Origin of the sequence: Pseudoalteromonas gelatinilytica (genome assembly GCF_001641615.1) — a bacterium.
GTDB lineage: Bacteria > Pseudomonadota > Gammaproteobacteria > Enterobacterales > Alteromonadaceae > Pseudoalteromonas > Pseudoalteromonas gelatinilytica.
This window is the reverse complement of sequence record NZ_LRRU01000018.1, coordinates 122,575-147,657: the sequence shown is the minus strand read 5'-3', so window position 1 is coordinate 147,657 and position 25,083 is coordinate 122,575. Positions and strand designations below refer to the sequence as shown.

Genomic DNA, 25,083 nt, shown 5'->3' with positions numbered 1-25,083 from the left:
ACTTTTATATTGTTATGCAATTAGATTGAATAATTATTTTTGGATTTTTTATGTCGCTACCCTCTTTTTTATCTATGTATCAGCAGCTGATTGCAGCCCCTTCAATTAGTGCGATTGAAGATTCTTTGTGCATGAGCAATAAAGGAGTTATCACCTTGCTCGCAAATTGGTGCGAAAGCCTTGGTTTTACTTGTGAAATCACAGAGCTTGAAAACGGCAAAGGCCGTTACAACTTATTAGCCAAACGTGGTGAAGGGGATGGCGGTTTAATGCTTGCAGGTCATACCGATACGGTGCCATTTGATGATAGCCGCTGGAATTACGATCCGTTTAAACTCAGCGAGCATGACAATAAACTATATGGTTTAGGTAGTATTGATATGAAAGGCTTTTTTGCCTTTGTATTGCAGGCAATTAGCGAGCTTGATGCTACGAAGCAAACAGAGCCACTATTGATCCTAGCCACAGCCGACGAAGAAACCACGATGGCCGGTGCACAGCAAATTTGCCGCCACCCAGATTTAAAACCAGCGCGCTGTATCATTGGTGAACCAACTGATATGACACCAGTATTTACTCATAAAGGCCATATGAGTACAGCGATTCGTGTGATTGGTCGCTCAGGCCATAGCTCTGATCCTGAGCGTGGTTTAAACGCCATCGAAGTCATGCATAAAATGATTACAAAGTTGTTAATCATTAAAGAAGAATTAAAGAATAAATATTCAGTTGACCACTTTAAAATTCCGTACCCTACTTTGAACCTTGGTCATATTCATGGTGGCGACAATGCCAACCGCATTTGTGGCTGCTGTGAAATGCACATTGATATGCGACCTTTACCTGGTTTAAGCGTGCAAGAACTGCAAGCGATTTTGCTAACTGCTGCAGAAGAAATTAATGCCCAATACCCAAATGCTGTAAGTGTTATCGACATGCATGAACCTATCCCAGCATTTAGTGGTAGCACTGATACAGCACTTGTAAAGCTGGCCGAAAAAGTCTCAGGTCAACCTGCTGTCGCTGTAAACTATTGTACAGAAGCTCCTTTCATTCAACAGCTTGGCTGCGAAACCATTGTTATGGGACCGGGCTCAATTAACCAAGCCCACCAGCCAGATGAGTTTTTGGCGATGGAAAAAATAAAACCTTCGCAAGCGATTATCAGTAACATGATCAAAGCAAGCTGCTTTAGTGAATAGGAGCATCACGCTCCCTTTGTTATTCCATATACTTACTTAAATATTTTTTAAATACCGGGTCGGTTTTCGCCAGCTCTTTTTGCTCCGCTAAAATATCTTTTAGAATCGCTTTAGAGGTTAATGGGTTAGCTAAAACAACGCGAAAAACCACGGTAGGTTGATGGTCATATTTTGCAGGTGTTAAACGAGTACGGGATACAAAAGAACGACCCGCTTCACGCTGGCGTTTTTGCATGCTTGCAGTAAAGCGATTCAACGACGCGTAAATATCTAATTTCGTTTCTTCGTCAGCCTCATTCAGCTTTGCTTGGATCTCTTTTGGAACATAACGGTAGGTTAACAGGCAAAGCTCTGGCTCTGAAATTAACTCAAAGTCTTCATCTTGCTTGATCATGTTGGCAAAAGTGCGTGCTTTCACGATGCTACGGTCAATCAGCATCTCATAGCCTTTTCGGCCAATAACACGTAAGCAAGCATGTACTAACATTGCCATACCAGGGCGGCTGCCCTCAAGTGTATGACTCCCTAAATCCTTCGAGCCTTTACGAAGAATATATTCCGCATGATGCTCAATAGCATCCGTTGCGGCAGGGTCTTTAAATAACACCAGACCTGCCCCCATTGGCACATACATTTGCTTGTGTGCATCAATGGTAATTGAATCAGCGCGCTCAATACCGCTTAAAAGGTGGCGGTAATTTGAAGAAAGTAAGGTTGCACCGCCCCATGCAGCGTCGACATGAAAATGACAGCCAAGCTCTTCGCTCAAATCAGCCATCTCATTTAGTGGATCGATACTACCCGTTTCAGTTGTCCCAGCAACACCCACAAGCGCCATTACTTTAATACCAGACGCTTCAAGCTCATGAGCCTTTTTGCGCATCGCATCGACATCAACTTTATTATTTTCGCCAGTAGCAATGGCAATGATGTTATCGCGACCGATGCCCAGTAAATCAACGGTTTTACCTAATGAGTAATGGCCTCGCTCAGATACAAGTACAGCTAAGCCTTTGTAACCATAGTGCAGCATTCCAGCGATTAACCCCTGTGCAGCAATGCCTTTATAATCACCATCGGCTTTTAATAAACGGTTGCGGGCAATCCATAAAGCGGTAATGTTAGCGACAGTGCCACCTGAACAAAATGCGCCTAATGAGGTTTTCGCACTGTGCATCCATTTACTGTAAAAACTGTCATTTTCACCATAAGCAAGATGATGCATCATTCCCAATACTTGTCTTTCAAGTGGTGTGAATGCTTTTGAAGTTTCAATTTTTACTAGGTTTTGGTTTAGACCGACCATTAACTTAGATAGCGGTAACACAAAGTGCGGTAACGCTGAGGTCATATGGCCAATAAAACTCGGCGCAGCGGTATGCACAGAATGAGCAACTAACTGCTCCATAATGTCTTGAGCGTAATCAGAAACAAAAGTTGGCTCTTCTGGAATAGTGGCCGTTTGAAAGTCTTTTTCAATTTCGTGCAAAGGCTTTTCAATCGCTGCAATGTTCTCATTTAAGAACCCAGCTAAATTGCTAGAAATTTCAGATTCGATTTTACTTAATGTCGAGTCTGGTGCTTCTGGCACCGTAAAAATACGAATCAAGCTTTCTTTAGAGGCGACGGCACAACGCTTTTGATCCATCCTAATACCCATAATTAGCAGCTAAAAATGCACCCGATGATGGGACACCTTGGTGAGCACTTTTGCAGCACTGTTTCTACGAAATTGGCTAACTTTACTGGAATATCACGAAAATGTCTCGCATAAAGCAAAAAAGCCCTAATTTCGATGACAAAAAAGTGATCAGTTAATGAAATTTGCGGGCATTTTCTACTATCAGCCCCGCATTTTTTGAGTATAATCAAATGATAACTGCTAAGGGAACCTCTATGCCCAAAGGAATGCAAAAAACCAGCTGGCTGCTATATGGCTTCGCCGCATTTTTTATAAGCTTATTTGGCTATATCTATTACACCTATGAAACCACCCGCAGTGAGATCATGGAAAATATCGATAGCAAATTGCTTAATGCTGCGGTCAGTGTCAAACATATCCTCGGTGATGACTACCACAATATAGTGAATGCAGGGTTACCAGTCTCTGCGGCAACCTATAAAGAAAAAAGCCGTGCTCTATCTGAGTATGCAAAACAAATGCAATTAGCCTATGTGTACGCAATGGTACTGCGCGACGGCAAAGTCTACTTTAGCGCCTCTAGTTACACGCAAAAAGATCAAAACAATGGCCGCGTTACCCAGTTTCTAGATGCCTACCCAGAAGCAACTGAACTTAATAAAGAAGCCTTTTTTTCGACTGAACCAGTCTTTGAGATCTCAAAAGATCAATGGGGCTATTTTAAAAGTATTTTTGTGACTTTTGTCGATAATAATGGCCACACTTATATCACTGGTGCCGACATAACCATTAGTGATTTGAATCAGCAGCTGCAGCATAGTGTTACACGCGCAATGATCACCGGCTGCTTCTTTTTCTTTATCGCTGCACTTATTGCAGGGCTGTATTTTTTACAACTGAAACGCTCGCTCTCTACGGATGCCCGTACCGGCTTTGCGAACCATGTTGCGCTGGAATACTACATAAAAAAAACCACTAAACACCGCATGGAACTGGCCGTTATTGCCATTAATGAGTTAGAAGACATTAGCAGTTTTTATGGCACGCAAGTGAGCGATAAAGTAATGGAAAACCTACTTAGCTATTTTCAATCACGAATGCCAGGCGAAGGGTTTGTTTATCGTTTAGCAACCAATAAAATTGCGCTATTAAGAACGCATAGTGATGAGCGCAATATCGATGATGTAATAACGGCCTTTAACCATGCAATTCCAGCACTAAAAGAGCCTTATATTTACGTGAGCTTGTATGCAGGTATTGCCACCGGTAATAAGCAAATGCTGATTGAAAATGCCCATGTTGCGCTGCAACAAGCAAAGCTAAATAACCAGCGTATTGTGCGTTATGAAAATGTCTTTAAACAAGTTGAAGAGCGATTTAGAAGTAACGTAACCCTTGCCAAAGAAGTAAAAGAAGCTTTCGATAACAATCGCATTGTTCCTTATTTTCAAGCTGTCTATGACAACCAGAGCAAACAGATTGACCATTATCAATGCCTTGCCAGAATGGCCAGTGCCACGGGCCGTATCCATGCACCAGATTACTTTATGATGGTACTAAAGCGCTCACGGATGGATGGCCTTTTAAGACGTACCATGTTTACCCGTTGCATCGAGCAATTTAGAAAAACCAATGTGCGCTGGAGCATTAATATTACTGCGCAAGATATTCTCGATCCTAGTTTAAGCGAGTTTTTAGAGTTACAACTAAGGCGCTACCCGCAGCCCCATAATATTATTTTTCAGTTTTATGAGCGTGATGCTATCGCTTACTTTAGTGAAGTAAAAACGTTTATTAATACCCTAAAAAATAAAGGCGCTCAGGTTATTATTAATGAATTTGGCGCGGGTTTTTCAAACTTGCCCCATATCAGAAAGCTCGAAATTGATGGTCTTAAGCTTGATAAAGGATTGGTCAGCCAAATTCATATCAATGCCGATAACTATCTGTTTATTGAGAACTTGGTGAAATATGCTCAGCAACTTAAACTTGAAGTGATTGCTGAGCAAGTTGATAACGAGCAAATCGCAGACGCACTAGCTCGCGCGGGTGTGACTTTAATGCAAGGGAGTCACTTTGCACCACCGACTCCCTATATTCATTAAAGGTTGATCACCAGGCGGTGACTTTGTTGACCACTGGCCCAATATTTACGTTCGAATGGGGTAATTGCAGTATCGCTTTCGTATAGTTCAACATCGCACTTATGCCCTGCAAGCTCTAATGAGCGGGCAAATTCCTTAACGTATATATCCCAGTTACTTCTAAGCTCTAAGCGACCGCCTAATTTAACGATATACGGAAAAATTGCAGCGCCGTGCCAGCGTCTTTGCAAGTGCTTTGCTTTTGGCCAAGGATTTGGATACAACAAATAATGATGACTAGGTTGCCAGTTTGCAGCCACGGCTAAACGCCAAAAGTCGTTTAAATCAGCTTGTACTAAAATGTACTGCCCTGCATCCGTTTGCTTGTACTCGATATCATGCTTGTCTAAACGATGTGATGATTTATCAATGCCAATCACCAGTGCATCGGGGTGACGTTTTGCTAAGTTAGCGGTGCTTTCACCCACACCACAACACGAATCAAGAATGAGCGGCCCCTTAAACGCCTGCACCTTCTCGTTAACCTGATCAAAAGCCGCTTGCGTATGCTCTGCAATCGGCTTTTTAAATTCAGCACTTAAGTGCTTTAAAACAATTTCGTCTAGCTTTTCATGTAAGCCAGGTTGATTCGATACAATACTTCTCGAATTTGCATCCGTCATTAATGTCTAAGCCCCACACCACGTTTAATAAGGGTTAATGCTAACGTAAATAAACCTACAATAAATAAACCAAGTACACCAAATGCTACCGATAAATCGACATCAGACACACCTAAGAAACCATATCTAAATGCATTCACCATATAAATAATTGGATTTACTTGCGATACGCCTTGCCAAAATTCTGGCAACAAGGTGATAGAGTAAAACACCCCACCGAGATAAGTCAGCGGCGTTAAAATAAAGGTCGGGATAATACTAATATCATCAAAGCTATTAGCATAAATTGCATTAATAAGTCCGCCTAACGCAAACACAGCCGACGTTAAAATAACCGTTGCCATAATCACAAAAATATTATGAATTTGAATATCAACAAATAACAAAGAAACACAGGTAACAATTAAGCCAACCAGCATGCCTCGTGTCATGCCACCGCCCATGTAGCCAAGTACAATGATGTAATTGGGCACTGGCGCAACTAATAGCTCTTCAATGCTTTTTTGAAATTTAGTCGAATAGAAACTAGAAGCAACATTCGAGTAAGAGTTGGTGATCACCGACATCATAATCAGACCCGGGACAATAAACTCCATATAAGTAAAGCCACCCATATCACCGATACGAGAACCAATCAGATTACCAAAAATCACAAAATACAGGCTCATCGTGATTGCAGGTGGAACTAAGGTTTGCACCCAAATACGTAAAAAGCGAATACACTCTTTGATCCAAATACTTTTTAGCGCTACTCCATATCTAAACATTATTCGCCTCGCCCTTGTTCTAATAAGCCTACAAACAGCTCTTCTAATCGGTTTGCTTTATTTCGCATACTCAGCACAGTATTACCTTGTTCAGTCAGCGCACTAAATACTTGGTTTAAGCCCTGAGACTTCGCCACTTCAACTTCTAAAGTGTGATCATCAGTGAGTGTGTATTTGTAACCGTCGATGCTAATTGGCTGCACAGGTTGCTTTAAATCCAGTACAAAGGTTTCTTTATCAAGCTTGGCAAGTAGCGCTTTAATGGTAGTGTTTTCAACAATCACACCACTGTCGATAATAGCGATGTTTTTACATAACAGCTCAGCTTCTTCTAGATAATGGGTAGTCAAGATGATGGTCACACCTTGCTTATTAATCTCGCGAAGAAAATCCCACATAGAGCGGCGTAGCTCAATATCAACACCGGCTGTTGGCTCATCTAAAATAAGTAATTTAGGTTCATGCATCAGTGCACGAGCAATCATTAAACGGCGCTTCATACCACCTGACAGCGTACGCGCTTGCTTATCTTTTTTCTCAAATAAACCTAGTTGCTTTAGATACTTTTCAGCACGCTCATGCGCCAGCTTTCTTGGTACACCATAATAGCCCGCTTGGTTAACCAAAATTTGGTTCAGTGTTTCAAATTGACTAAAATTAAATTCTTGCGGCACTAAGCCTAGTTCAGACTTAGCAGCTTCAAGGTCTGTATCAATGTCGTGACCAAACACCTGAACCCGACCAGCACTTTTGTTCACTAACGATGAGATAACACCAATGGTGGTTGATTTACCTGCACCGTTTGGTCCAAGTAAAGCAAAAAAATCGCCTTGCTGAACTTGTAAATCAATGCCTTTTACGGCTTCAACACCATTTTTATAAACCTTTTTTAGGCCTTCAATATTTAATGCGATCGTTTTTTCGCTCACTGTTTGCCCTCTCCATAACCCCAACGTTTCGTCAAAGTATGTTCAATGTTTAAATGATCTAAAATTCGCGCCACCATAAAATCAACCAGATCTGAAATCAGCTCTGGTTGATGATAAAACCCCGGAGCTGCAGGCATAATGGTTACGCCTAGCTTTGCTAGCTTCAGCATGTTCTCAAGGTGAATTTCGCTAAATGGCGTTTCACGCGGGACTAAAATTAATTGCCCACGTTCTTTAATCACCACGTCAGCAGCGCGTTCAAGTAAGTTATCTGACGCACCGACCGCAATTGCAGACACTGAACCTGCACTACACGGACAAACCACCATTTTTTTCGGCGCAGCTGAGCCTGATGCAACAGGACTAAACCAGTTGTCTTTACCAAATACTTTGAGTTGCTCAGGGGCAGCGTTAAAAAGTGTACTAAGCTGCTCTGTCGCTTTGTCTTCGTTGCCTGAAAGTTTAATATTCGATTCAGTATCAAGCACCACTCTTGCCGCACTTGAGATCAGTACATACACCTGAAACTGCTGTTCAAGTAATACCTCTAGTAACCGTAAGCCATAGGGAGCACCTGAAGCACCGCTAAAAGCTAACGTTATTTTATCTTTAAATTGCATACAGTTAAGCTCCGTATACTGGTTAGTTTTGTTCAAGAGCAGAGATTAAACGCTGATGAATACCTTCAAAACCACCATTACTCATAATTAAAATATGTTGTGACGGCGCACTGTTGCCAACAACCTGAGTAATGATTTCCTCAGTGCTTTTCATGCAATGCATACCGGCTTTGTCTGCATATTCTTTAAGCGACCAGTTTAAATTTTCTGGCTCAAATAAATACACATCATCTGCTGCATCGAGTGAATCAATTAGGGTTTGTTGATGCACACCCATTTTCATAGTGTTTGAACGAGGCTCTAAAATAGCAATGATCTTATCAGTGCCTACTTTTGCACGTAGCCCTGCTAAGGTTGTTTTAATTGCCGTTGGATGATGGGCAAAGTCGTCATACACTTTTATCGAGTTAATGTCGGCCTTAAGCTCCATACGGCGCTTAGGAGAGATAAACTCAGCTAAGCCTGCAATACTGACAGATACCGCGATACCGACGTGTCTGGCTGCTGCAATGGCCATAATGGCATTTTTGACATTGTGCTCACCCATGGCTTGCCAGCTGACAACACCTTGCACTTGTGAATTTAATAGCACTTCAAACTCGCTACCATCAGCTTTAAGTAAACGGTAATCCCAATCACCCGAGAGTGTTTCGCTCTCGCTCCAAAGGCCACGTTCAATCACATCTTGTAGTGCTTCGTCTTGGCTTGGCCAGATCACTTTGCCACTACAGGGTAATGTACGCATCAAGTGGTGAAATTGTTTCTTTATTGCGTTTAAATCTTCAAAAATATCAGCATGATCAAATTCAAGATTATTTAGAATTAAGGTGCGCGGTAAATAATGAACAAATTTACTGCGTTTATCGAAAAACGCCGTGTCGTATTCGTCCGCTTCAATAACAAAAAATGGCGTTTCGCCAACACGGGCTGACACCCCAAAGTTTTGTACGATACCGCCAATCAAAAAGCCCGGTTTCATTCCTGCGTATTCTAGTAACCATGCCAGCATACTGGCTGTAGTCGTTTTACCATGGGTACCTGCAACAGCTAAAACCCACGAGTTTTGCAATAAATTATGCTTTAACCATTCTGGGCCTGAAGTATAAGGCAAGCCTTTATCTAGTACGTATTCAACGCAAGGGTTGCCTCGACTCATAGCATTACCAATGACGACCATATCTGGCGCGGGTTCTAGTTGGGCAACGTCATAACCTTGGGTGAGTGTAATACCTAGCTCTTCTAATTGCGTGCTCATCGGCGGGTACACATTTTGATCAGAGCCTGTCACGGTGTGACCTAACGATTTAGCGATTGCGGCAATTCCCCCCATAAAGGTGCCACAAATTCCAAGAATATGAATATGCATCTACTGTCCTGAGCAAAATGAATAAGAGATAAGTAAGGCGTTATAATGCCAAATATAAGCTTTACTTACCATTACTACACGGCAATAGACTTTTGCCAAATAGCCAACATAAAAAAACACCTCAATCTGAGGTGTTTTTCGAATTAAGGTGAATACTTATTTTACAGCATTAAGAACGCAAACAAACCTACACCTAATAGTAAGCGGTAGATAACAAATGGCATCATGCCCATGCGCTCAATCACTTTTAAGAAAAAGAAAATACATGCATAAGCCGACACAAATGATAAACCTGCGCCTAGTAAAATAGCATGCCAATCAATTGCCTCGCCCGCTGTTGCAAGCTGATACACATAATATGAACCTGCTGCGGCAATCACAGGGATTGACATTAAAAATGAAAAACGTGCAGCGCTTTGCTTGTTTAAGCCCAGCATTAAACCCACAGTAATGGTAATACCTGAACGCGATGTTCCAGGGAAAACCATAGCGAGAACTTGCGAAAACCCTAACAATAACGCGCTAAAAAAGTTTATTTGGTAAATATTCTTAACTTGCTTTGCTTTTACGTCGGCATACCAAAGTAACAAACCAAATACGATGGTTGAGGTGGCTATAACCCATGCATTACGCGAGTAGCTTTCAACAAAATCTTTGAATAGGTAACCAATTAATAATGCAGGTATAGTCGCTACAATAATCCACCAGCCTAAACGACTATCATCGGTTGCTCCTTGTGAGCCAAATGATTTAAACCAAGCGCCGAGAATATCCACCACTTCTTTACGAAAATACAGTACCACCGCACCTAACGTACCTACGTGTACCGCAACATCAAATGCTAAGCCTTGGTCATGCCAACCTAAAACTTGTGAGGGTAAAATTAAATGAGCTGAGCTCGAAATAGGTAAAAACTCAGTCAATCCTTGAATTAAGGCTAAAACAATTATCTCTATAATACTCATGGGTTAGAAAACTCCACCTTCCATAGTTTTTGTTGTGGGTTGTTATAATTATTCCATAACTCAGCCAAAGTTAGCTTAGCTACAGGGTGAAAAAAGTCGGGAGCTATTTCAGCAAGAGGCTGTAATACAAACGCATTTTTGGTTATTTCATCCCGCGGTAACTGCGCAGGCGAATCACAGATAATGTCATCATAAAACAATAAATCAAGGTCTAATGTGCGCGGGCTAAACTTTTTATCCTCGCGGGTACGGCCATTCTCAAGTTCAATTTTTTTCAGTAGTTTACAGAGTTCAGCTAATGGCATATCGGTTTTTGCTGCAACCACTGAATTATAAAAATTGTTACCTGCAAACCCCACCGCTTCACTTTCATAAACAGACGAGTGTATAAAGTCAGGAAAATAAGGCTTTAAGGCAATAAGCGCTTGTCGAAGATAATGCTCTTTGTTGACATTAGAGCCTAGGCTAATAAATATTTGCGCCATGTTAGTTTGCCTTACGACGGGTGATCTCAACTCCCACAGTTTGCGCTTGTGGCACTGCGGCTGGTTTACTAACACGAATAGTCACTTGGTTGGTCGTAAACTCAGCCAGGATCAATGCAGCTAATTGCTCAACTAAAGTCTCAAGCAGCTCAACAGGTTTTGCTGTTGTGTGCTCAATCACTCGCTCACTCACCTTGGCATAATCAAGGGCTAAATTAATATCATCCGTTGCCGCTGCGGCTGAAATATCACATAACATTTCAATATCAAAATACAGGCTTTGTTTACTTTCTTTTTCAAAATCATACACGCCAATGATGGTGTCTACGTGCAGTTGTGATATATATACCTTGTCCATTGATACTCCAAGTGACATAAATATTAAAAACAATACTCATCCTAAACGCTTATTGATTTCAATAATGCGCTGTATAAGCTGTCATAGTGTTTTAATATATAAAAATTACCCCTACAATAACGGATAGATGCATTGCAATATGGTGCTTACATACTACTCGATGAGAGCGGCAGATGGTTTTGCCGCCAATGATAGCCCAAAAGTGCAGATTAAAAAATAAGGAAGCGCGTGTTAGAAGTTTTAATGTTAGTTTTAGCTTACATACTGGGATCGGTCTCTTCCGCTATCCTTGTATCACGGCTGTTTAAACTACCAGACCCACGCAGTCATGGATCGAATAACCCGGGTGCTACAAATGTTTATCGCCTTGGTGGTAAAGTCCCCGCTGTTTTAGTTCTTGTCTTTGATATTTTAAAAGGAACCATTCCTGTTTGGGGTGCCTACTTTTTAAAAATAGACCCTCTAATGTTAGGTTTAATTGGTGTGGCTGCCTGTTTAGGCCATATGTATCCACTGTTTTTTAGTTTTAAAGGTGGTAAAGCCGTCGCGACCGCTTTTGGCACGTTATTACCGATTGGTTTATCGCTAGGTGGGATGTTGATTGCAACGTGGATCTTAATTGTTGCTATCACGCGTTATTCATCACTTGCGGCTCTGGTTACGGTTTCATTAGCACCTCTTTATACGTGGTGGATAAAACCTTTGTATACCTTGCCTGTTACCTTTTTAACCATACTGATAATTTTCCGTCACAGAGCAAATATTACTCGCTTGATGGCAGGGGAAGAACCTAAAGTAGGGGCTAAGAAAAAAGCCCCTGAACAAGAATAGCGAGCAGTTATAAGGCTTCGAGTGAATCAATAGGCCAGCGCGGCTTAGTTTTCATATCGAGGCTTGCAAATTGACCGGCTTTCAAACGCTGCATACCAGCGTAAGCAATCATTGCACCGTTATCTGTACAAAACTCAGTGCGCGGGTAATACACGCGCCCTTTCATGCCTTGCATTACTCGTTCAAGTTGCGCACGCAGTTGCACGTTAGCACTCACACCACCAGCAATCACTAAACGTTTGATACCGGTTTGTTTTAATGCACGTTTGCATTTAATGATTAAGGTATCAATAACTGCTGTTTGGAATGCATGAGCAATATCAGCTTTAGTTTGTTCATCATCATCGCTATCACGAATCGCAAGGGATGCCGCTGTTTTTAAACCACTAAAGCTAAAATCTAAGCCTGGTTTATCAGTCATCGGGCGCGGGAAAACAAAACGCTCAGGCGACCCTTGCTCTGCAAGTTTTGCTAAACGTGGGCCGCCAGGGTAATCAAGACCTAATAACTTCGCGGTTTTATCGAATGCTTCACCTGCGGCGTCATCAACTGACTCACCTAATACTTCGTATTCACCAATGCCAGATACTTTAACCATCATAGTATGACCGCCTGACACTAATAGTGCGATAAACGGAAACTCAGGTTTGTCCTCTTCAAGCATTGGCGCAAGTAGGTGACCTTCCATATGATGTACAGCAACGGCTGGAATATTCCAACCATAGGCCAATGAGCGACCAATAGAAGTACCCACAAGGAGCGCCCCAACAAGTCCAGGGCCTGCGGTGTAAGCAATACCATCTAAGTCTTCTGGGCCACAGCCCGCTTGTGCAAAGGCGGCATCAATTAAAGGTAAGGTTTTACGCACGTGATCCCGTGAAGCAAGTTCAGGTACCACACCGCCGTAATCAGCATGTACTTTTACTTGGCTATACAGTTGATGTGCTAATAAGCCTTGTTCATCATCATAAATGGCAATACCTGTTTCATCACATGATGATTCAATACCTAAAATTCGCATCAATTACTCCGCCAAGAAAAAACAAACGCGCATTTTACAGCGAAAACACGCATTACTAAATATTAAATTGCAATACCAATGTTGGTTTGACCGTCAGATACCGCCAGCTGCTTAAGCTCTTTTACGTTCTCTGAGGTAATTCGGCCCATTTGCTCTACAAAATCAATAAGCTCAGCAAGTACATCAATTTCGTATTGCATTAAAGGGTGTTCACGTACGGCTTTGTTATCTGCTACTTCACCATCAACCGTTAGTTGGTACTCTATGAAGCGTGCCACCGAGGCCTGTGAAATTTTACTGATGCTCAAGAACTCTTGTTCATCTTTTGCAATCAACCCATGCAACATACCTAATAAAGCGGTTGCTGTATCGATTGCTGGATAAGTCCCAAACATATCAAAGTCGCTCAGCTCCGGTACATTTGGTTCAATTTTCTCAATCTGCTTTTCAAGGCTAATCTTACTTTTTGGCAGTAAGATTTTTTCCCAGCACACATTTAGTGCACTACGAAATACCGCGGCATCACCAAACCCAGTTGCTTCACTAAACAAGCTATAGTTAGGCAGCATACGTTCAAGTAATGCCCCGCCTAACACCGCTTTTTGCAAATAGTTTAATTCTCTAATACGTTGAAAATTATTCGCTTTCGTCATTCTTTACAGTCCCACAAGACCAACATATTTCAAATGTTGCTCCGTTAAGCTCATGACATTTTGGGCATACCCAGTCAGGAGCCGATTGTTTTAATTGCCGGTAGTTTAGCAATATTTCTTGCGCCTGGCGCTCTTTTAATGCGTAAACAAGTATATCAACCCCTGTTTGTTCAAATGGGATTTCCCCAAGCGCCCCTTGCAAAAGCTCTCCTTGTAGTTGCGATTCAATTCCCTTGCTTTTTAAAAGCCCTTTAATAATGTTTGCTTCTAAGCCGTTTTCAGCCTGAAACACTTTCACCCAAGCGAATGGGTCCTGCTTGGCTGGTTGATTTAAATTATTGTTTTGCAAATCACTTCCCTTTTACTTTTCTATCTTTAAATCCTAAACTACGATAGCAACTAACTTCGCTGCAATGCTTATTTCAAGGTAGCCACATGACTTTAACAACACCGGGATTGTTATTCCCTGCGATCTCTTTACTGTTACTTGCTTACACTAATCGCTTTTTAGTGCTTGCTCAGCTTATTCGAGAACTCAATGCACGTGAAGGAGAAAGTATCCGCCCATTGGTTGTTGCGCAAATTACCAATTTAAGAAAACGCATTAAATTAATTCGCGTAATGCAGGTTTATGGTGTTGCCTCTTTTTTAATGTGTACCTTATCAATGTTTGCATTATTCATCGAATTTAATACCACAGGTATCATTTTATTTGGTATCAGCCTCGCGTGCTTAGCCTTGTCGCTTCTCACCTCTTTGTATGAGATTCACATTTCATGTGATGCTATTGAAATCGAATTGAAGAATATCGAAAAAAAACCAGTTTCAGATAAGGCAGAGTAAATTTCTGCCTCTATACTTATTGTATGAGATACAACAATAAGTGGTGTTTTTGTGGATGATTTCTTATTTTCTGAAGAACAGTTAGAAGAAAATAATGTACAAACTGAAGAACCTGAATACTGGCATATTCTTGTTGTTGATGATGAAGAAGATATTCACCAAGTTACGAAACTAGTATTAGCTGGGTTTACTTTTGAAAATAAAAGTCTGCGCTTTTATGACGCCTATTCTGCTGCCGAAGCAAAAGAGTTTCTAAAAAAAGACATTCCATTTTCTGTCGCTCTTGTTGATGTAGTCATGGAAACCAACCATGCTGGTCTAGAGCTTATTCAATACATTCGCGATGAAATAGAAAACCACGATATTCGCTTAATACTACGCACAGGTCAGCCAGGTGAAGCCCCTGAAGAAGCGATTATCCGCGATTACGACATCAATGATTATAAAAACAAAACTGAGCTCACCGCGATTAAAATTAAAACCCTGCTCTACTCGGCGTTAAGAGCACACCGCGATATTCAAATTATTGACCGCCACAAACATGGCCTTGAACAGATCATTAATGCATCTGCTAACTTTTTAAAATGTGACAGTGTTCATGAATTTGCTTCAACAATTTTAAGTCATGTGACTAATGTGATGGGGATTAATGACACGCAAATTTATTGTGCTGCGGCCGTTAATCTACAATCGTCACCAGCAAAAGATTTTCAATTGCTTGCCGCCTCTGGCGTGGGTCCTACACCAAAGCAAAACACCATTCCTGACGAAGTAAAAAACTTATTTATAGATGCCCACGAGCGAAAATCATCACTGAAAACAAGTAATGATTATATTGGTTACTTCCCTACCAAAGCGGGTCTTGAAACCATGCTCTATGTTCACAAAGGCAGTAAGTTACAGCCAACAGAGCATCAGCTGTTAGAGTTTTATGCCAACAATATTGCACTCGCCTACGACAACTTAAAGCTCAGAGAAATGGTGAAAGAGTCGCAAAAAGAGTTGTCTTATATTCTTGGTGAGGCGGTTGAAAAGCGCTCTAAAGAAACAGGCTCTCATGTTAAGCGTGTTGCATTATACAGCGAGTTACTGGCACAGCTTTCAGAGCTTAACCCATTTCAATGTGAAATCATTAAGCTTGCTTCACCACTGCATGACATTGGTAAGATTAGCATTCCCGACAGCATATTGAATAAACCGGGCAAACTGACTGATGATGAATGGGAAATAATGAAAACCCATGCCGAAATTGGTTACGAAATATTAAAAAATTCAAGTAACGAGATATTGACATGCGGCGCTTTAATTTCTTATCAACACCATGAAAAGTGGGACGGTTCAGGCTATCCACAAGGTTTAATTGGTGACGATATTAATATTGTTGGCCGCATTACCGCCCTTGCTGATGTGTTTGATGCGCTTTGTAGCGACCGTTGTTATAAGAAAGCGTGGCCATTAGATGAGGCACTATTATTAATAAAAGACCAGCGCGCGAAACATTTTGATCCAATTCTAGTCGACTTACTACTTGAAAATTTACCACTTTTCTTAGAGATTAAAGACCGTTACCCTGATTAATTGTAACTTTTCTGTAAAACAAACACTTCCCAAAAAGGGTACAATAATTTACTATGCCCACCGTGAAGTATAATAATACCGCCTGGACGTAAAGGGCTTACTTATAACAAGGGACTATTAAAGTGAGATTTGAACAACTTGAACAATTTGTAGCACTAGGCGTGCTGAGGCATTTCCGCCAAGCTGCAGAAAAAACCCAAATTAGCACTTCAGCGTTAACTCGCAGCATCCAAACGCTTGAAGATGAAATTGGCTATGAACTCGTTACCCGCTCTACTCGCTCTGTAAAGTTAACCAAAGAAGGTGAACTTTTCCTAGAGTACGCTAAACAAACCCTCGACAACCTTGAAGAAACTAAAAAACGTTTATTCGAGTCATTAAATGGCTGTGCTAACGAGAAGCTAGTTATTGGCTATACCAACAAAGCAAGCACGGTAGTACCAGTATCTTGCGGTCAGTTTTTAGCGCAGTATCCACACGTTAAAATTGAGATGCAGTTACAAGAGCAAAGTGAGCTTGTACGTAAACTACAATTAGGTGAAATTGATATCAGTGTATGTTCTCAAGCGATGAACAGTATTGGCAGTGATATTCATTTACCTGATCAACTGATCATTTTCGTGGCTAAAAACCACCCGCTTGCAAATAAGAGCGACATTAGCAAACGCGATTTTGCAGACTACCCAATGTACAGCTGCTTTTCACAGTCAAAACAAGTGCAGTCTATGCTAAACGATGCAATCGAATCTTTTGATAAAACATCAAGTATCAAAGTAGGTAGCATTGAACAAGTAATGGATGGCCTTAAAAAGTCGAATCACATCGCCATTGCCAGTATTGAACACACAAATATTGTCTCTTCAGACCCAGAATTACTATTATTGAAAACCAATAAAGGCATCGCACACGAGCAGCTTGTGATCCAAACAAACCAACAAATCAATGAGAACTCTCACGTTAGTCATTTACTTGATCTCATTGAAAAAACAGCATTAGCAAGCCAAGGCTAAGCGCCGTTTAATTACCGCTAGCCTGAAATAAATCAGGCTAGCTAATCCGCCTTTATTTTTCACACTATCTACTGCATAAAAAGCGTGCATTGCACAATTTTTCATATACACTTACGCACCTTTTTTTGATTGTGCACATGAATGACCGCGCAGCTTATTTCCGACACTTATTTAGATGCCATCGAACGTGCTGGCTATGCCGTTGTTGAAAACGCGATTGATGAAAGCTTAATCGCTGATTTAATGGCTGATTGTTATCGTATTAACCCACATTTCCATACTGCTGGCATTGGCCGTTTGAACGACCAACAAATAGATAAAACCGTTCGTAAAGATAAAACCTACTGGTTTGATAGTTCAAGCCAAGCACAAATTACATATCTTGCGACCATGGAAGCGATAAAAACACAGTTAAACCGTAGTTTTTATTTAGGGTTGTTTGACTATGAATGCCATTATGCAAAGTATCAACAAGGTGACTTTTATAAAAAGCACTATGATGCCTTCAAAGGTCGTTCGAATCGCATTTTCACAACGGTTTGTTACTTAAATACGCCAGAATCTGGCGGTGAGTTGGTGATTTACAAGCCGAAAAGTAAAGATATTGAGATTGTCGTAAAACCTCAAGCCGGCATGCTGGTTATGTTTGAAAGCGAACGATTTATGCATGAAGTATTACCCGCAAATGATGTTCGCTACTCTATTGCGGGCTGGTTCAGAAAAAATGCGTCGATCAGCGGTATTATCGACCCACCTAGATAATTAAAATGGCAGTGGCAAGGATGCTGCTAAACCAATAAAAATCACTAACCCCACATAGTGATTATTCAAAAATGCTTTGAAGCAAGGATCTCGTTCTCGTTTATGAATAAGCATTTGTTGATAAAGTAAAAACCCAACCGCTGCCACTAACCCCAGCCAATAAGGCAAGGCAAGTTGATGACTCATGCCAATGTAAGCAAGAATTGCGATAAATAAAGCATTGAGTAAAAAGATGATGTGTCTGTCATAGCTTGCAAACAAGATTGCCGTTGACTTAACCCCTATTTTTAAATCGTCATCTCTATCAACCATGGCATACATGGTGTCATAAGCCACAGTCCAAACAAGATTCGCGGTAAATAGTAGCCAGGCTTCTAATGGTACAGAACCAATTGATGCCATATAGGCCATCGGAATAGCCCAACTAAATGCAGCACCCAGCACAACTTGCGGTAATTGGGTATAACGCTTCATAAATGGATAACAAAACGCCAGTGCTAAAGCACCAAACGACAGTAATATCGTTGACCACCCGAGCGTTAACACTAAACCAAACGCCACCACAATAAGCAGTACAAATAAGCTTAGAGCTTCACCACTTGAAACTAACCCTGCGGCTAGCGGTCGCTGGGCTGTACGTTTAACTGAGCCATCTATTTTACGATCGGCAAAGTCATTAATTACACAACCAGCACTACGCATCACAAAGACGCCCAAACTAAATACCACAAAGTTTAATAAGCTAGGGGTACCAAGCTCAGCCAGCCATAGTGCCCAGTAAGTAGGCCACAATAACAATAAAGTGCCAATTGGCTTATCGGTACGCATTAATTGCTTATAGTAAGGAATATGTGCGACCTGTAATACAGCTAGCTTCATAGGTATATATAAGCTCCGGGTAAGAAAACTTCTGCTACTAAAAAATGCGCATTAGATAAACTAAATACACTGCGTCTTCCCCACAATGAATTAGATGGTAAGCCTAGCTCAGCTGTTAATGCCTGAATGGCGTGTTGCTGCGAAAACTCAGCAACCTCGATTTCTGTGCGAGATAAGTTTGGGTCTTGAAAAATAACATCACCCAGCGGCCTTGTTCCCATATTTAGTAACTGCTGCTTTTTTAATGTATCATCTGCCGGCAACCAACTTTGTGCATAAACCATTGGTTTGCCGTCACATAGAAGTAACACTTCGCGGTTTAAAGCCTGACTTAGCGATGTATTGAGTAATGCCTGTTGTTCTTCGGTTAAGTCAAAAGGGGCTTCGTTTAAAACTTCAACTGAAAAAGCCTGACAGTGACTTTTAAGCTTGGCCGTTAATGACCCGGCTTCAAGCAGCCAACCTTGTTGTTGCTGCGTTAAAGCAGGAAATGCTGAAGCAGGCTGCCAATTTGCAGCTAATGAAACTGGGAATGTGATCACAACGACTCATTATTTTTAAAAACCGTGCAAATGATATCACTGCTGCACGTTTCGAAAAAGTCATGATTTAATCTCAAGCAGGGTTAAAAAACGCAGAACAGCCTGTATCTTAAGTGAATTTGGGTATAGACTAAAAATCATTGAAAGGGTGGAATATTCTTAACTATGAAAAAATCATTGTTATCAATTTACTTGATAAGCATGCTGCTTGTTGGCGCTACAACAAGTTGGTCTGTACGCGCTGAATCAAATGTTGGCTACTTTGGTTTTGAGCCTGACATCATCACTAACTATATAGGTCAAGGTAATAAAAAGCTTGGCTATGTTCGTATTACGGTGGATCTCATGCTCAATGATATGGCTGATATTGCTGTGGTAGAACACCACACTCCACTATTGCGTGATGCGATTGTTGAAATACTCTCAAAAGAGCCTGAAGAAAACATTAAATCACTGACCGGCCGCGAAGAAATCAGAAAACGCTGCACCGAAAAGTTAAAAGCACTACTAAAACAAGAAACAGGACAAGAGATTGTCAGAGAGGTGTTATTTACTAAGTATTTATATCATTAATTGTAAAATGGCGGCATAAGCCGCCATTTTTATTTACGCGATTATTTGCGTGAAAGCAGCTTGTCTGACACAGCATAAGCCATACCAGCCAATAACCCCGCTAAATGTGCCCAGTTTGCCATACTCACCGGCAACATATCTACAAAGCCCAGAATAAGCCAAACCAGCATAAAACCAACGATGCTATTACTCACCAATGGCGGCTCTGAAGGTCTCATTGCACTGTAGATCCAACAAAAACCAAGTAAGCCATACACAACGCCGCTTAAACCACCAAAGTTAGGCCCGACAAGTAAAAACTGTGCCCAATTGCTAATAAATGCCGTCACTAAAAATAAACCCACTAAGGTTAATTTACCGCTGCGTTTTTCTATATCGTTACCCAGTGTCATCCACCAGATCAGATTAAAAATAAGATGAATAGCGCTAAAGTGCACAATGGCAGGTGTAAACCAAGTTAGTGGCTGTGCCGGATTAAACTGCAACATACTGTAAATAGTTTCAAAACCACCTAGCAAGAAAGCAACAAATATAGCTATCGAGACTAAAGTAACCGTACGGTTTAGCCAGCTTAATGCTTTAAAACGAGCTTTTAAATTAAGGGACTGGCCCTGATATGACAAAGGCGATTGTGTACTGCCTACCTGCCATGAAGCTTGTTGGTATTTTTCGTCATGAGGGTTAGCAGCAAACTCCTGCCAAAGTGGTTGAGCTTGATGAAAGTGCTCTGGTGCAACACAAATAATCACAGTTTGCCCATCTTGAGAGCGTAACTCACCATGTAAGCCCTTACTTTTGATGAAATCTATAAAGCCTTGTGCGGCGCGAGGATTATTTATGCTACCCAACTCAATCATCGTTCAATATGCTCCGGAAGTTGCATCTGCCAAGCACTAAAGCCACCATCCATGCTGTACACGTCTTCAAAACCCTGCTCAACTAAATAGCTAGCAGCACCTTGAGAGCTCACACCATGATAACAAACGATGATGATTGGCTGATCAAACTCTTTATGCATCATAAATTCGCTGATGTTGGCATTTGATAAATGCTCAGCGCCTGGGATATGCCCCGTTTGAAATGAGTTAGGATCGCGAATATCGGCAATCACAACCTCTTCTTTGTCTAACAGCGCAAACGTCTCGCTCACTGAAATATGTTTATACGACATAGTACTCTCTAAACTAAAAAGGCGGCCAAAGCCGCCCTATCAAATAACTCAGTATTAATCCCAGTTAAGGATTACTTTACCTGATTGGCCTGAAATCATTGTATCAAAGCCTGCTTGGAAGTCATCCACAGAGAACTGGTGAGTAATAATTGGGTTCAGATCAAGGCCTGATTGAATTAGACTCGCCATCTTGTACCAGGTTTCAAACATTTCACGGCCGTAAATCCCTTTAATGATTAAGCCTTTAAATATAACTTGGTTCCAATCAACCGCCATATCAGAAGGTGGGATACCCAACATAGCGACTTTGCCGCCGTGATTCATGTTGTTTAACATGCTGTTGAATGCAACCGGCACACCTGACATTTCAAGACCGATATCAAAGCCTTCTGTCATGCCAAGCTCTTTCATAACATCTTCAAGCTTTTCATTCGCTACGTTGACGGCACGAGTCGCCCCCATTTTACGCGCTAAATCTAGGCGGTATTCGTTCACGTCTGTGATAACCACATGACGTGCACCCACGTGTTTAGCAACAGCGGCTGCCATAATACCAATTGGGCCAGCACCAGTGATTAATACATCTTCACCGACTAAGTCAAACGACAATGCTGTGTGTACTGCATTACCGAATGGGTCAAAGATTGATGCTAGTTCATCAGGAATGTTATCTGGAATTTTAAATGCGTTGAAAGCTGGGATCACAAGGTATTCAGCAAATGCACCTTCACGGTTTACACCAACACCTGTTGTATTACGACATAAATGCACACGACCAGCGCGACAGTTACGACAGTGACCACAGGTAATATGGCCTTCGCCAGAAACACGGTCACCCACTTGGAAACCACGTACTTCCTGACCCATATCAACCACTTCACCTACATATTCGTGGCCAACAACCATTGGCGTAGGAATTGTATTTTGTGCCCACTCATCCCATTTATAAATATGGACATCTGTACCACAAATTGCTGTTTTGCGGATTTTAATAAGCAGATCGTTATGGCCAACTTCAGGCTTTGGCGCATCAGTCATCCAGATCCCTGGTTCTGCTTTTAATTTAGATAATGCTTTCATGATTTACACTCAATTAAACAAAACCGAAGCAAAAGCTTCGGTTTAGGGAATAAAATTAGATAACACCCATTTCTTTACCAATACGGGTAAAGGCAGCAATAGCGGTATCTAATTGCTCTTTTGTATGCGCCGCAGAAATTTGCGTACGGATACGTGCTTGGCCTTTAGGTACTACAGGGAATGAGAAACCTGTTACGTAAATACCTTCAGCAAGTAATTTGTCAGCCATGGCTGAGGCAATTTTAGCATCGCCTAACATGACAGGGATAATAGCGTGGTCTTTACCTGCACAGGTAAATCCTGCAGCTTCCATTTGTTCACGGAAATACTTTGCGTTATCCCAAAGTTTAGCGCGTAACTCGCCGCCATTGCTTAGCATCTCAAGTACTTTAATTGATGCAGTAACAATTGATGGTGCAAGTGAGTTTGAGAAAAGGTAAGGACGAGAGCGCTGACGTAACCACTCAACAATTTCTTTTTTACCTGATGTGTAACCGCCTGATGCGCCACCAAGTGCTTTACCAAGGGTACCTGTGATGATATCAACACGGTCTAGTACACCGCAGTACTCTGGCGTACCTTTACCATTTTCACCAACAAAACCAACAGCGTGAGAGTCATCAACCATCACTAATGCATCATATTTATCAGCTAGATCACAAACCGCTTCAAGATTACAAATTACGCCGTCCATTGAGAAAACGCCGTCAGTAGCGATTAGCTTAGTTTTCGCGCCCGCTTCATCAGCAGCAATAAGTTGCTTTTCAAGGTCGCTCATGTCGTTATTTGCATAGCGGAAACGCTTTGCTTTACAAAGACGCACACCATCAATGATCGAAGCGTGGTTTAGCGCGTCAGAGATGATTGCATCATCTGGGCCTAAGATTGTTTCAAATAAACCTGCGTTGGCATCAAAACATGATGAGTAAAGAATAGTGTCTTCTGTTTCTAAGAACTCAGAGATCTTTTGTTCTAAAGTTTTATGAATATCTTGAGTACCGCAAATAAAGCGTACAGAGGCAACACCAAAACCGTGATCGTCAAGGCCTTGTTGAGCAGCTTTAATTAACTCTGGGCTATTTGCTAAGCCAAGGTAGTTATTAGCACAAAAGTTGATAACCTTATCACCAGAGGCAACTTCAATTTGAGCTTGTTGCTGTGACGTGATAATACGCTCGCTTTTGTATAAGCCTTCAGCTTTCACTTCATCAATTTGCTGCTGCAATTGATTAAAAAACGCAGATGCTCTCATCTGTAATCTCCACATATTCTTGTATCTAACCAGAAATGATTAGCGTGACTTTAAATTTTGCGCCTATTGTAAAAGCTTAGCCGAACAATTGCACTGTTTGCAGTTCGTCGCAGACCGTAAGGGTTGCGAAATAAAACTGGTCTTACCTGCTAAGACTGTAAAATTAAAGCTGGTAACTCAGCTAAAGACTCACAAACTACATCGGCGTGTTGTTCTGTTGACTCGGCATAACTTTGCCCTGAGCGAACTAAAACGCGGGTCGCGATGTTGGCTCTTTCAGCGGCAATAAGGTCGCCAAGCTTATCACCAACCATAATGCTTTGAGATGGATCGATTTGATGCTCATCAATGGCTTGTAAAAGCATACCCGGGGCAGGCTTGCGACAGTTGCACTCTTGCAAATAAGCAGGTTCTGCTTTGCTTGGATGATGCGGACAAAAATAGACATCAAGAATAGTAACGCCATGGCGTAAAAATTCGCCCTTCATCCACTCAGTGAGGTTGGAAAAATCTTGTTCTGAATAATAACCACGGCCAATACCTGACTGGTTAGTTACCACCACAATTTTATAACCGGCATCAGTGAAGGCTTTACACGCCTCAAATACACCGGGTACAAATTCAAACTCTTCGGGTTTGTATACATAGCCATGATCAATATTGACCACACCATCACGGTCTAAAAATAAAACTTTGCTCATTACAATTGCTCTTTATCTACCACGTGGTCAAACATCGAAATCACCTTTTCAACACTGATTTGCGCCATTAGGTCAGCCCCTTTAACACGTGTTCCCCATGGCAGCTCTTGCGCCGTTTTACCTGTTTGCTCTCGTAAGTTTTGGTGATACACCTCAACAACATACTCTTGATACAAATAAGGCCCTGTGCGTTTTGGGTTTGAGTGGGCATACAAACCAATAACAGGTGTTCCAACCGTTACAGCCATATGCGCAGGCCCTGTATCTGGAGCTAACACTAACGCCGCACGCTTCAAAACACATAACAGTTCTTTTAGTTGAGTTTTCCCTACTAAGTTAAGCACAGGTGTCGAACTATGCGCGATAATTTGCTCGGCAAGTTCAATTTCTAAAGGAGTTGGACCGCCAGTTATAACTACCGAAAAGCCTTGTTGATGAGCATGTTCAGCAAGTGCAGCATAACGCTCAGGTAACCAATTACGCTCTTTTTTACTTGCCGCAGGCGAGATAACAAAAATACGCCCGGCTAAACGTTCTTCACCTAATAGCGCATCGGCTGCTTGTTGGTGCTGCTCGGTAATTGGCATTTGCCATTGAGGTTTGTAATCAGGCGACCCAATTGCTTGAGCAAAGCCTTTAAAGCCTTCTAATACATGCGCTTCAGATTGCGGGGCAATACGCTTATTAATAAACAAGCTATGTAACTCTTTTGAGCGAGCCCAATCAAACCCCACTTTGACCTTTGCCGGAATACAGCGGGCTGCTAGATTCGCTCTGAGTGCGACTTGCATATGTAAGAGCACATCAAATTTACGCCCCTTGAACGTGTCTTTTAGTTGCTGATAAGCCTGTTTGCCTTGTTTTTTATCGAATACAACAAACTCAACACCGGGTAAATCGGCCAGTAACATGGCCTCAACTTTACCAATCACCCAGGTAATTTTTGCCTTCGGATGTGCCTTTTGAATTGCTTGCACTGCTGATACGGCATGACATACATCACCAATAGCCGAAAGCCTTAAAATACAAATATCTGAATAGGAGGTTGTTTGAGTCACGTGCGCCCTTAGCTACAGCAAATAATAT

The 25,083-nt window shown here is 41.6% G+C and carries 28 protein-coding genes; 8 read left to right on the top strand and 20 right to left on the bottom strand.

All coding sequences use genetic code 11. The features are described 5' to 3' along the window. Nucleotides 1-50: 50 nt before the first annotated feature. On the top strand, nt 51-1,202 hold the full coding sequence (gene argE, locus NH153_RS09325) for an acetylornithine deacetylase (RefSeq protein ID WP_063703137.1): 1,152 nt from the start codon (nt 51-53) through the stop codon (nt 1,200-1,202). 19 nt (nt 1,203-1,221) lie between these two features. Here the strand turns inward: argE and panP are convergent, their stop codons facing one another. After that, a complete protein-coding gene (panP, locus tag NH153_RS09320; protein WP_063703134.1) occupies nt 1,222-2,850 on the bottom strand; it encodes a pyridoxal-dependent aspartate 1-decarboxylase PanP in 1,629 nt (542 codons plus the stop codon). A gap of 248 nt (nt 2,851-3,098) precedes the next feature. On the opposite strand from panP, the gene NH153_RS09315 reads away from it, so the two are divergent. Then, nucleotides 3,099-4,949 (top strand): bifunctional diguanylate cyclase/phosphodiesterase, encoded by a 1,851-nt coding sequence (locus tag NH153_RS09315; RefSeq protein WP_063703129.1) that lies wholly within the window; start codon nt 3,099-3,101, stop codon nt 4,947-4,949. On the opposite strand, the gene trmB is transcribed toward NH153_RS09315, so the two are convergent. The 8 genes from trmB to folB form a co-directional block, all read right to left on the bottom strand. Continuing rightward, a complete protein-coding gene (gene trmB / locus NH153_RS09310) occupies nt 4,946-5,611 on the bottom strand; it encodes a tRNA (guanine(46)-N(7))-methyltransferase TrmB (protein ID WP_063703125.1) in 666 nt (221 codons plus the stop codon). The two genes, NH153_RS09315 and trmB, sit on opposite strands and share 4 nt — an antisense overlap. Next, nucleotides 5,611-6,378 carry an ABC transporter permease gene (locus NH153_RS09305; protein ID WP_063703120.1) on the bottom strand — a complete coding sequence of 256 codons (768 nt, stop codon included), beginning with the start codon at nt 6,376-6,378 and terminating at the stop codon, nt 5,611-5,613. Before NH153_RS09305 ends, trmB begins: the two co-directional genes overlap by 1 nt. After that, nucleotides 6,378-7,307, bottom strand: coding sequence for an ABC transporter ATP-binding protein (locus NH153_RS09300; RefSeq protein WP_063703115.1), 930 nt, complete (start codon nt 7,305-7,307; stop codon nt 6,378-6,380). The genes NH153_RS09305 and NH153_RS09300 overlap by 1 nt, the downstream gene beginning before the upstream one ends. Then, nucleotides 7,304-7,927 carry a flavin prenyltransferase UbiX gene (locus NH153_RS09295; protein ID WP_063703113.1) on the bottom strand — a complete coding sequence of 208 codons (624 nt, stop codon included), beginning with the start codon at nt 7,925-7,927 and terminating at the stop codon, nt 7,304-7,306. The genes NH153_RS09300 and NH153_RS09295 overlap by 4 nt, the downstream gene beginning before the upstream one ends. Before the next feature lie 22 nt (nt 7,928-7,949). After that, nucleotides 7,950-9,293 carry a UDP-N-acetylmuramate:L-alanyl-gamma-D-glutamyl-meso-diaminopimelate ligase gene (gene mpl, locus NH153_RS09290; protein WP_063703111.1) on the bottom strand — a complete coding sequence of 448 codons (1,344 nt, stop codon included), beginning with the start codon at nt 9,291-9,293 and terminating at the stop codon, nt 7,950-7,952. 161 nt (nt 9,294-9,454) lie between these two features. Beyond that, a complete protein-coding gene (locus tag NH153_RS09285) occupies nt 9,455-10,258 on the bottom strand; it encodes an undecaprenyl-diphosphate phosphatase (RefSeq protein ID WP_063703109.1) in 804 nt (267 codons plus the stop codon). Beyond that, nucleotides 10,255-10,743 (bottom strand): 2-amino-4-hydroxy-6-hydroxymethyldihydropteridine diphosphokinase, encoded by a 489-nt coding sequence (folK, locus tag NH153_RS09280; protein ID WP_063703107.1) that lies wholly within the window; start codon nt 10,741-10,743, stop codon nt 10,255-10,257. The genes NH153_RS09285 and folK overlap by 4 nt, the downstream gene beginning before the upstream one ends. Before the next feature lies 1 nt (nt 10,744). After that, on the bottom strand, nt 10,745-11,101 hold the full coding sequence (folB, locus tag NH153_RS09275) for a dihydroneopterin aldolase (RefSeq protein ID WP_063703105.1): 357 nt from the start codon (nt 11,099-11,101) through the stop codon (nt 10,745-10,747). Between the two features lie 228 nt (nt 11,102-11,329). Between folB and plsY the strand changes: the two genes are divergently transcribed. Further along, nucleotides 11,330-11,932, top strand: coding sequence for a glycerol-3-phosphate 1-O-acyltransferase PlsY (gene plsY, locus NH153_RS09270; protein WP_063703103.1), 603 nt, complete (start codon nt 11,330-11,332; stop codon nt 11,930-11,932). Between the two features lie 7 nt (nt 11,933-11,939). Here the strand turns inward: plsY and tsaD are convergent, their stop codons facing one another. From tsaD to NH153_RS09255, 3 genes are all read right to left on the bottom strand, one after another. After that, nucleotides 11,940-12,953, bottom strand: a complete 1,014-nt coding sequence (gene tsaD, locus NH153_RS09265; RefSeq protein WP_063703101.1) for a tRNA (adenosine(37)-N6)-threonylcarbamoyltransferase complex transferase subunit TsaD — start codon at nt 12,951-12,953, stop codon at nt 11,940-11,942. A gap of 62 nt (nt 12,954-13,015) precedes the next feature. Next, a complete protein-coding gene (locus tag NH153_RS09260; RefSeq protein WP_063703099.1) occupies nt 13,016-13,606 on the bottom strand; it encodes a YjaG family protein in 591 nt (196 codons plus the stop codon). Continuing rightward, complete coding sequence (locus NH153_RS09255) at nt 13,590-13,955, bottom strand: putative signal transducing protein (RefSeq protein WP_054560955.1); 366 nt, start codon at nt 13,953-13,955, stop codon at nt 13,590-13,592. The genes NH153_RS09260 and NH153_RS09255 overlap by 17 nt, the downstream gene beginning before the upstream one ends. Before the next feature lie 86 nt (nt 13,956-14,041). Between NH153_RS09255 and NH153_RS09250 the strand changes: the two genes are divergently transcribed. From NH153_RS09250 to NH153_RS09235, 4 genes are all read left to right on the top strand, one after another. After that, nucleotides 14,042-14,449 (top strand): DUF2721 domain-containing protein, encoded by a 408-nt coding sequence (locus NH153_RS09250; RefSeq protein WP_054560956.1) that lies wholly within the window; start codon nt 14,042-14,044, stop codon nt 14,447-14,449. A 51-nt stretch (nt 14,450-14,500) separates the two neighbouring features. Further along, nucleotides 14,501-16,027 (top strand): response regulator, encoded by a 1,527-nt coding sequence (locus NH153_RS09245; protein ID WP_063703096.1) that lies wholly within the window; start codon nt 14,501-14,503, stop codon nt 16,025-16,027. Between the two features lie 122 nt (nt 16,028-16,149). Continuing rightward, a complete protein-coding gene (locus NH153_RS09240) occupies nt 16,150-17,037 on the top strand; it encodes a LysR family transcriptional regulator (protein WP_063703094.1) in 888 nt (295 codons plus the stop codon). Between the two features lie 141 nt (nt 17,038-17,178). After that, nucleotides 17,179-17,799 carry a 2OG-Fe(II) oxygenase gene (locus tag NH153_RS09235; RefSeq protein ID WP_063703090.1) on the top strand — a complete coding sequence of 207 codons (621 nt, stop codon included), beginning with the start codon at nt 17,179-17,181 and terminating at the stop codon, nt 17,797-17,799. Here NH153_RS09235 and ubiA read toward each other — a convergent pair whose 3' ends face one another. Both ubiA and NH153_RS09225 read right to left on the bottom strand, forming a co-directional pair. Further along, nucleotides 17,800-18,678, bottom strand: coding sequence for a 4-hydroxybenzoate octaprenyltransferase (gene ubiA / locus NH153_RS09230; protein WP_063703088.1), 879 nt, complete (start codon nt 18,676-18,678; stop codon nt 17,800-17,802). Further along, the gene (locus tag NH153_RS09225; RefSeq protein ID WP_063703086.1) at nt 18,675-19,220 is read right to left on the bottom strand and encodes a chorismate--pyruvate lyase family protein; all 546 of its coding nucleotides are present in this window, start codon (nt 19,218-19,220) and stop codon (nt 18,675-18,677) included. The genes ubiA and NH153_RS09225 overlap by 4 nt, the downstream gene beginning before the upstream one ends. Nucleotides 19,221-19,421: 201 nt before the next feature. Here NH153_RS09225 and NH153_RS09220 point away from each other — a divergent pair, with 201 nt between their 5' ends. Beyond that, nucleotides 19,422-19,793, top strand: a complete 372-nt coding sequence (locus tag NH153_RS09220; RefSeq protein ID WP_370626054.1) for a flagellar basal body-associated protein FliL — start codon at nt 19,422-19,424, stop codon at nt 19,791-19,793. Nucleotides 19,794-19,834: 41 nt separating this feature from the next. Here NH153_RS09220 and glpG read toward each other — a convergent pair whose 3' ends face one another. The 6 genes from glpG to NH153_RS09190 all read right to left on the bottom strand — a co-directional run bounded on the left by glpG (nt 19,835) and on the right by NH153_RS09190 (nt 25,055). Beyond that, on the bottom strand, nt 19,835-20,650 hold the full coding sequence (gene glpG, locus NH153_RS09215; RefSeq protein ID WP_063703081.1) for a rhomboid family intramembrane serine protease GlpG: 816 nt from the start codon (nt 20,648-20,650) through the stop codon (nt 19,835-19,837). Next, complete coding sequence (glpE, locus tag NH153_RS09210) at nt 20,647-20,964, bottom strand: thiosulfate sulfurtransferase GlpE (RefSeq protein ID WP_063703079.1); 318 nt, start codon at nt 20,962-20,964, stop codon at nt 20,647-20,649. The genes glpG and glpE overlap by 4 nt, the downstream gene beginning before the upstream one ends. Nucleotides 20,965-21,018: 54 nt before the next feature. Continuing rightward, nucleotides 21,019-22,044: an L-threonine 3-dehydrogenase gene (gene tdh, locus NH153_RS09205; RefSeq protein WP_063703076.1), complete on the bottom strand. Its 1,026-nt coding sequence runs from the start codon at nt 22,042-22,044 to the stop codon at nt 21,019-21,021. A gap of 55 nt (nt 22,045-22,099) precedes the next feature. Next, nucleotides 22,100-23,296, bottom strand: coding sequence for a glycine C-acetyltransferase (locus tag NH153_RS09200; protein WP_063703074.1), 1,197 nt, complete (start codon nt 23,294-23,296; stop codon nt 22,100-22,102). A 149-nt stretch (nt 23,297-23,445) separates the two neighbouring features. Next, entirely contained in the window at nt 23,446-23,997 is a 552-nt protein-coding gene (gene gmhB / locus NH153_RS09195) for a D-glycero-beta-D-manno-heptose 1,7-bisphosphate 7-phosphatase (protein WP_063703072.1), read from the bottom strand. Beyond that, a complete protein-coding gene (locus tag NH153_RS09190) occupies nt 23,997-25,055 on the bottom strand; it encodes a glycosyltransferase family 9 protein (protein WP_063703070.1) in 1,059 nt (352 codons plus the stop codon). The genes gmhB and NH153_RS09190 overlap by 1 nt, the downstream gene beginning before the upstream one ends. Between the last annotated feature and the right edge of the window lie 28 nt (nt 25,056-25,083).

What these genes read in the sequence shown, in the direction of transcription:
- argE (WP_063703137.1), top strand. Translation starts at nt 51, where the DNA reads ATGTCGCTACCCTCTTTTTTATCTATGTATCAGCAGCTGATTGCAGCC.
- panP (WP_063703134.1), bottom strand. Translation starts at nt 2,850, where the DNA reads ATGGATCAAAAGCGTTGTGCCGTCGCCTCTAAAGAAAGCTTGATTCGT.
- NH153_RS09315 (WP_063703129.1), top strand. Translation starts at nt 3,099, where the DNA reads ATGCCCAAAGGAATGCAAAAAACCAGCTGGCTGCTATATGGCTTCGCC.
- trmB (WP_063703125.1), bottom strand. Translation starts at nt 5,611, where the DNA reads ATGACGGATGCAAATTCGAGAAGTATTGTATCGAATCAACCTGGCTTA.
- NH153_RS09305 (WP_063703120.1), bottom strand. Translation starts at nt 6,378, where the DNA reads ATGTTTAGATATGGAGTAGCGCTAAAAAGTATTTGGATCAAAGAGTGT.
- NH153_RS09295 (WP_063703113.1), bottom strand. Translation starts at nt 7,927, where the DNA reads ATGCAATTTAAAGATAAAATAACGTTAGCTTTTAGCGGTGCTTCAGGT.
- mpl (WP_063703111.1), bottom strand. Translation starts at nt 9,293, where the DNA reads ATGCATATTCATATTCTTGGAATTTGTGGCACCTTTATGGGGGGAATT.
- NH153_RS09285 (WP_063703109.1), bottom strand. Translation starts at nt 10,258, where the DNA reads ATGAGTATTATAGAGATAATTGTTTTAGCCTTAATTCAAGGATTGACT.
- folK (WP_063703107.1), bottom strand. Translation starts at nt 10,743, where the DNA reads ATGGCGCAAATATTTATTAGCCTAGGCTCTAATGTCAACAAAGAGCAT.
- folB (WP_063703105.1), bottom strand. Translation starts at nt 11,101, where the DNA reads ATGGACAAGGTATATATATCACAACTGCACGTAGACACCATCATTGGC.
- tsaD (WP_063703101.1), bottom strand. Translation starts at nt 12,953, where the DNA reads ATGCGAATTTTAGGTATTGAATCATCATGTGATGAAACAGGTATTGCC.
- NH153_RS09260 (WP_063703099.1), bottom strand. Translation starts at nt 13,606, where the DNA reads ATGACGAAAGCGAATAATTTTCAACGTATTAGAGAATTAAACTATTTG.
- NH153_RS09250 (WP_054560956.1), top strand. Translation starts at nt 14,042, where the DNA reads ATGACTTTAACAACACCGGGATTGTTATTCCCTGCGATCTCTTTACTG.
- NH153_RS09235 (WP_063703090.1), top strand. Translation starts at nt 17,179, where the DNA reads ATGACCGCGCAGCTTATTTCCGACACTTATTTAGATGCCATCGAACGT.
- ubiA (WP_063703088.1), bottom strand. Translation starts at nt 18,678, where the DNA reads ATGAAGCTAGCTGTATTACAGGTCGCACATATTCCTTACTATAAGCAA.
- NH153_RS09220 (WP_370626054.1), top strand. Translation starts at nt 19,422, where the DNA reads ATGCTGCTTGTTGGCGCTACAACAAGTTGGTCTGTACGCGCTGAATCA.
- glpG (WP_063703081.1), bottom strand. Translation starts at nt 20,650, where the DNA reads ATGATTGAGTTGGGTAGCATAAATAATCCTCGCGCCGCACAAGGCTTT.
- glpE (WP_063703079.1), bottom strand. Translation starts at nt 20,964, where the DNA reads ATGTCGTATAAACATATTTCAGTGAGCGAGACGTTTGCGCTGTTAGAC.
- tdh (WP_063703076.1), bottom strand. Translation starts at nt 22,044, where the DNA reads ATGAAAGCATTATCTAAATTAAAAGCAGAACCAGGGATCTGGATGACT.
- NH153_RS09200 (WP_063703074.1), bottom strand. Translation starts at nt 23,296, where the DNA reads ATGAGAGCATCTGCGTTTTTTAATCAATTGCAGCAGCAAATTGATGAA.
- gmhB (WP_063703072.1), bottom strand. Translation starts at nt 23,997, where the DNA reads ATGAGCAAAGTTTTATTTTTAGACCGTGATGGTGTGGTCAATATTGAT.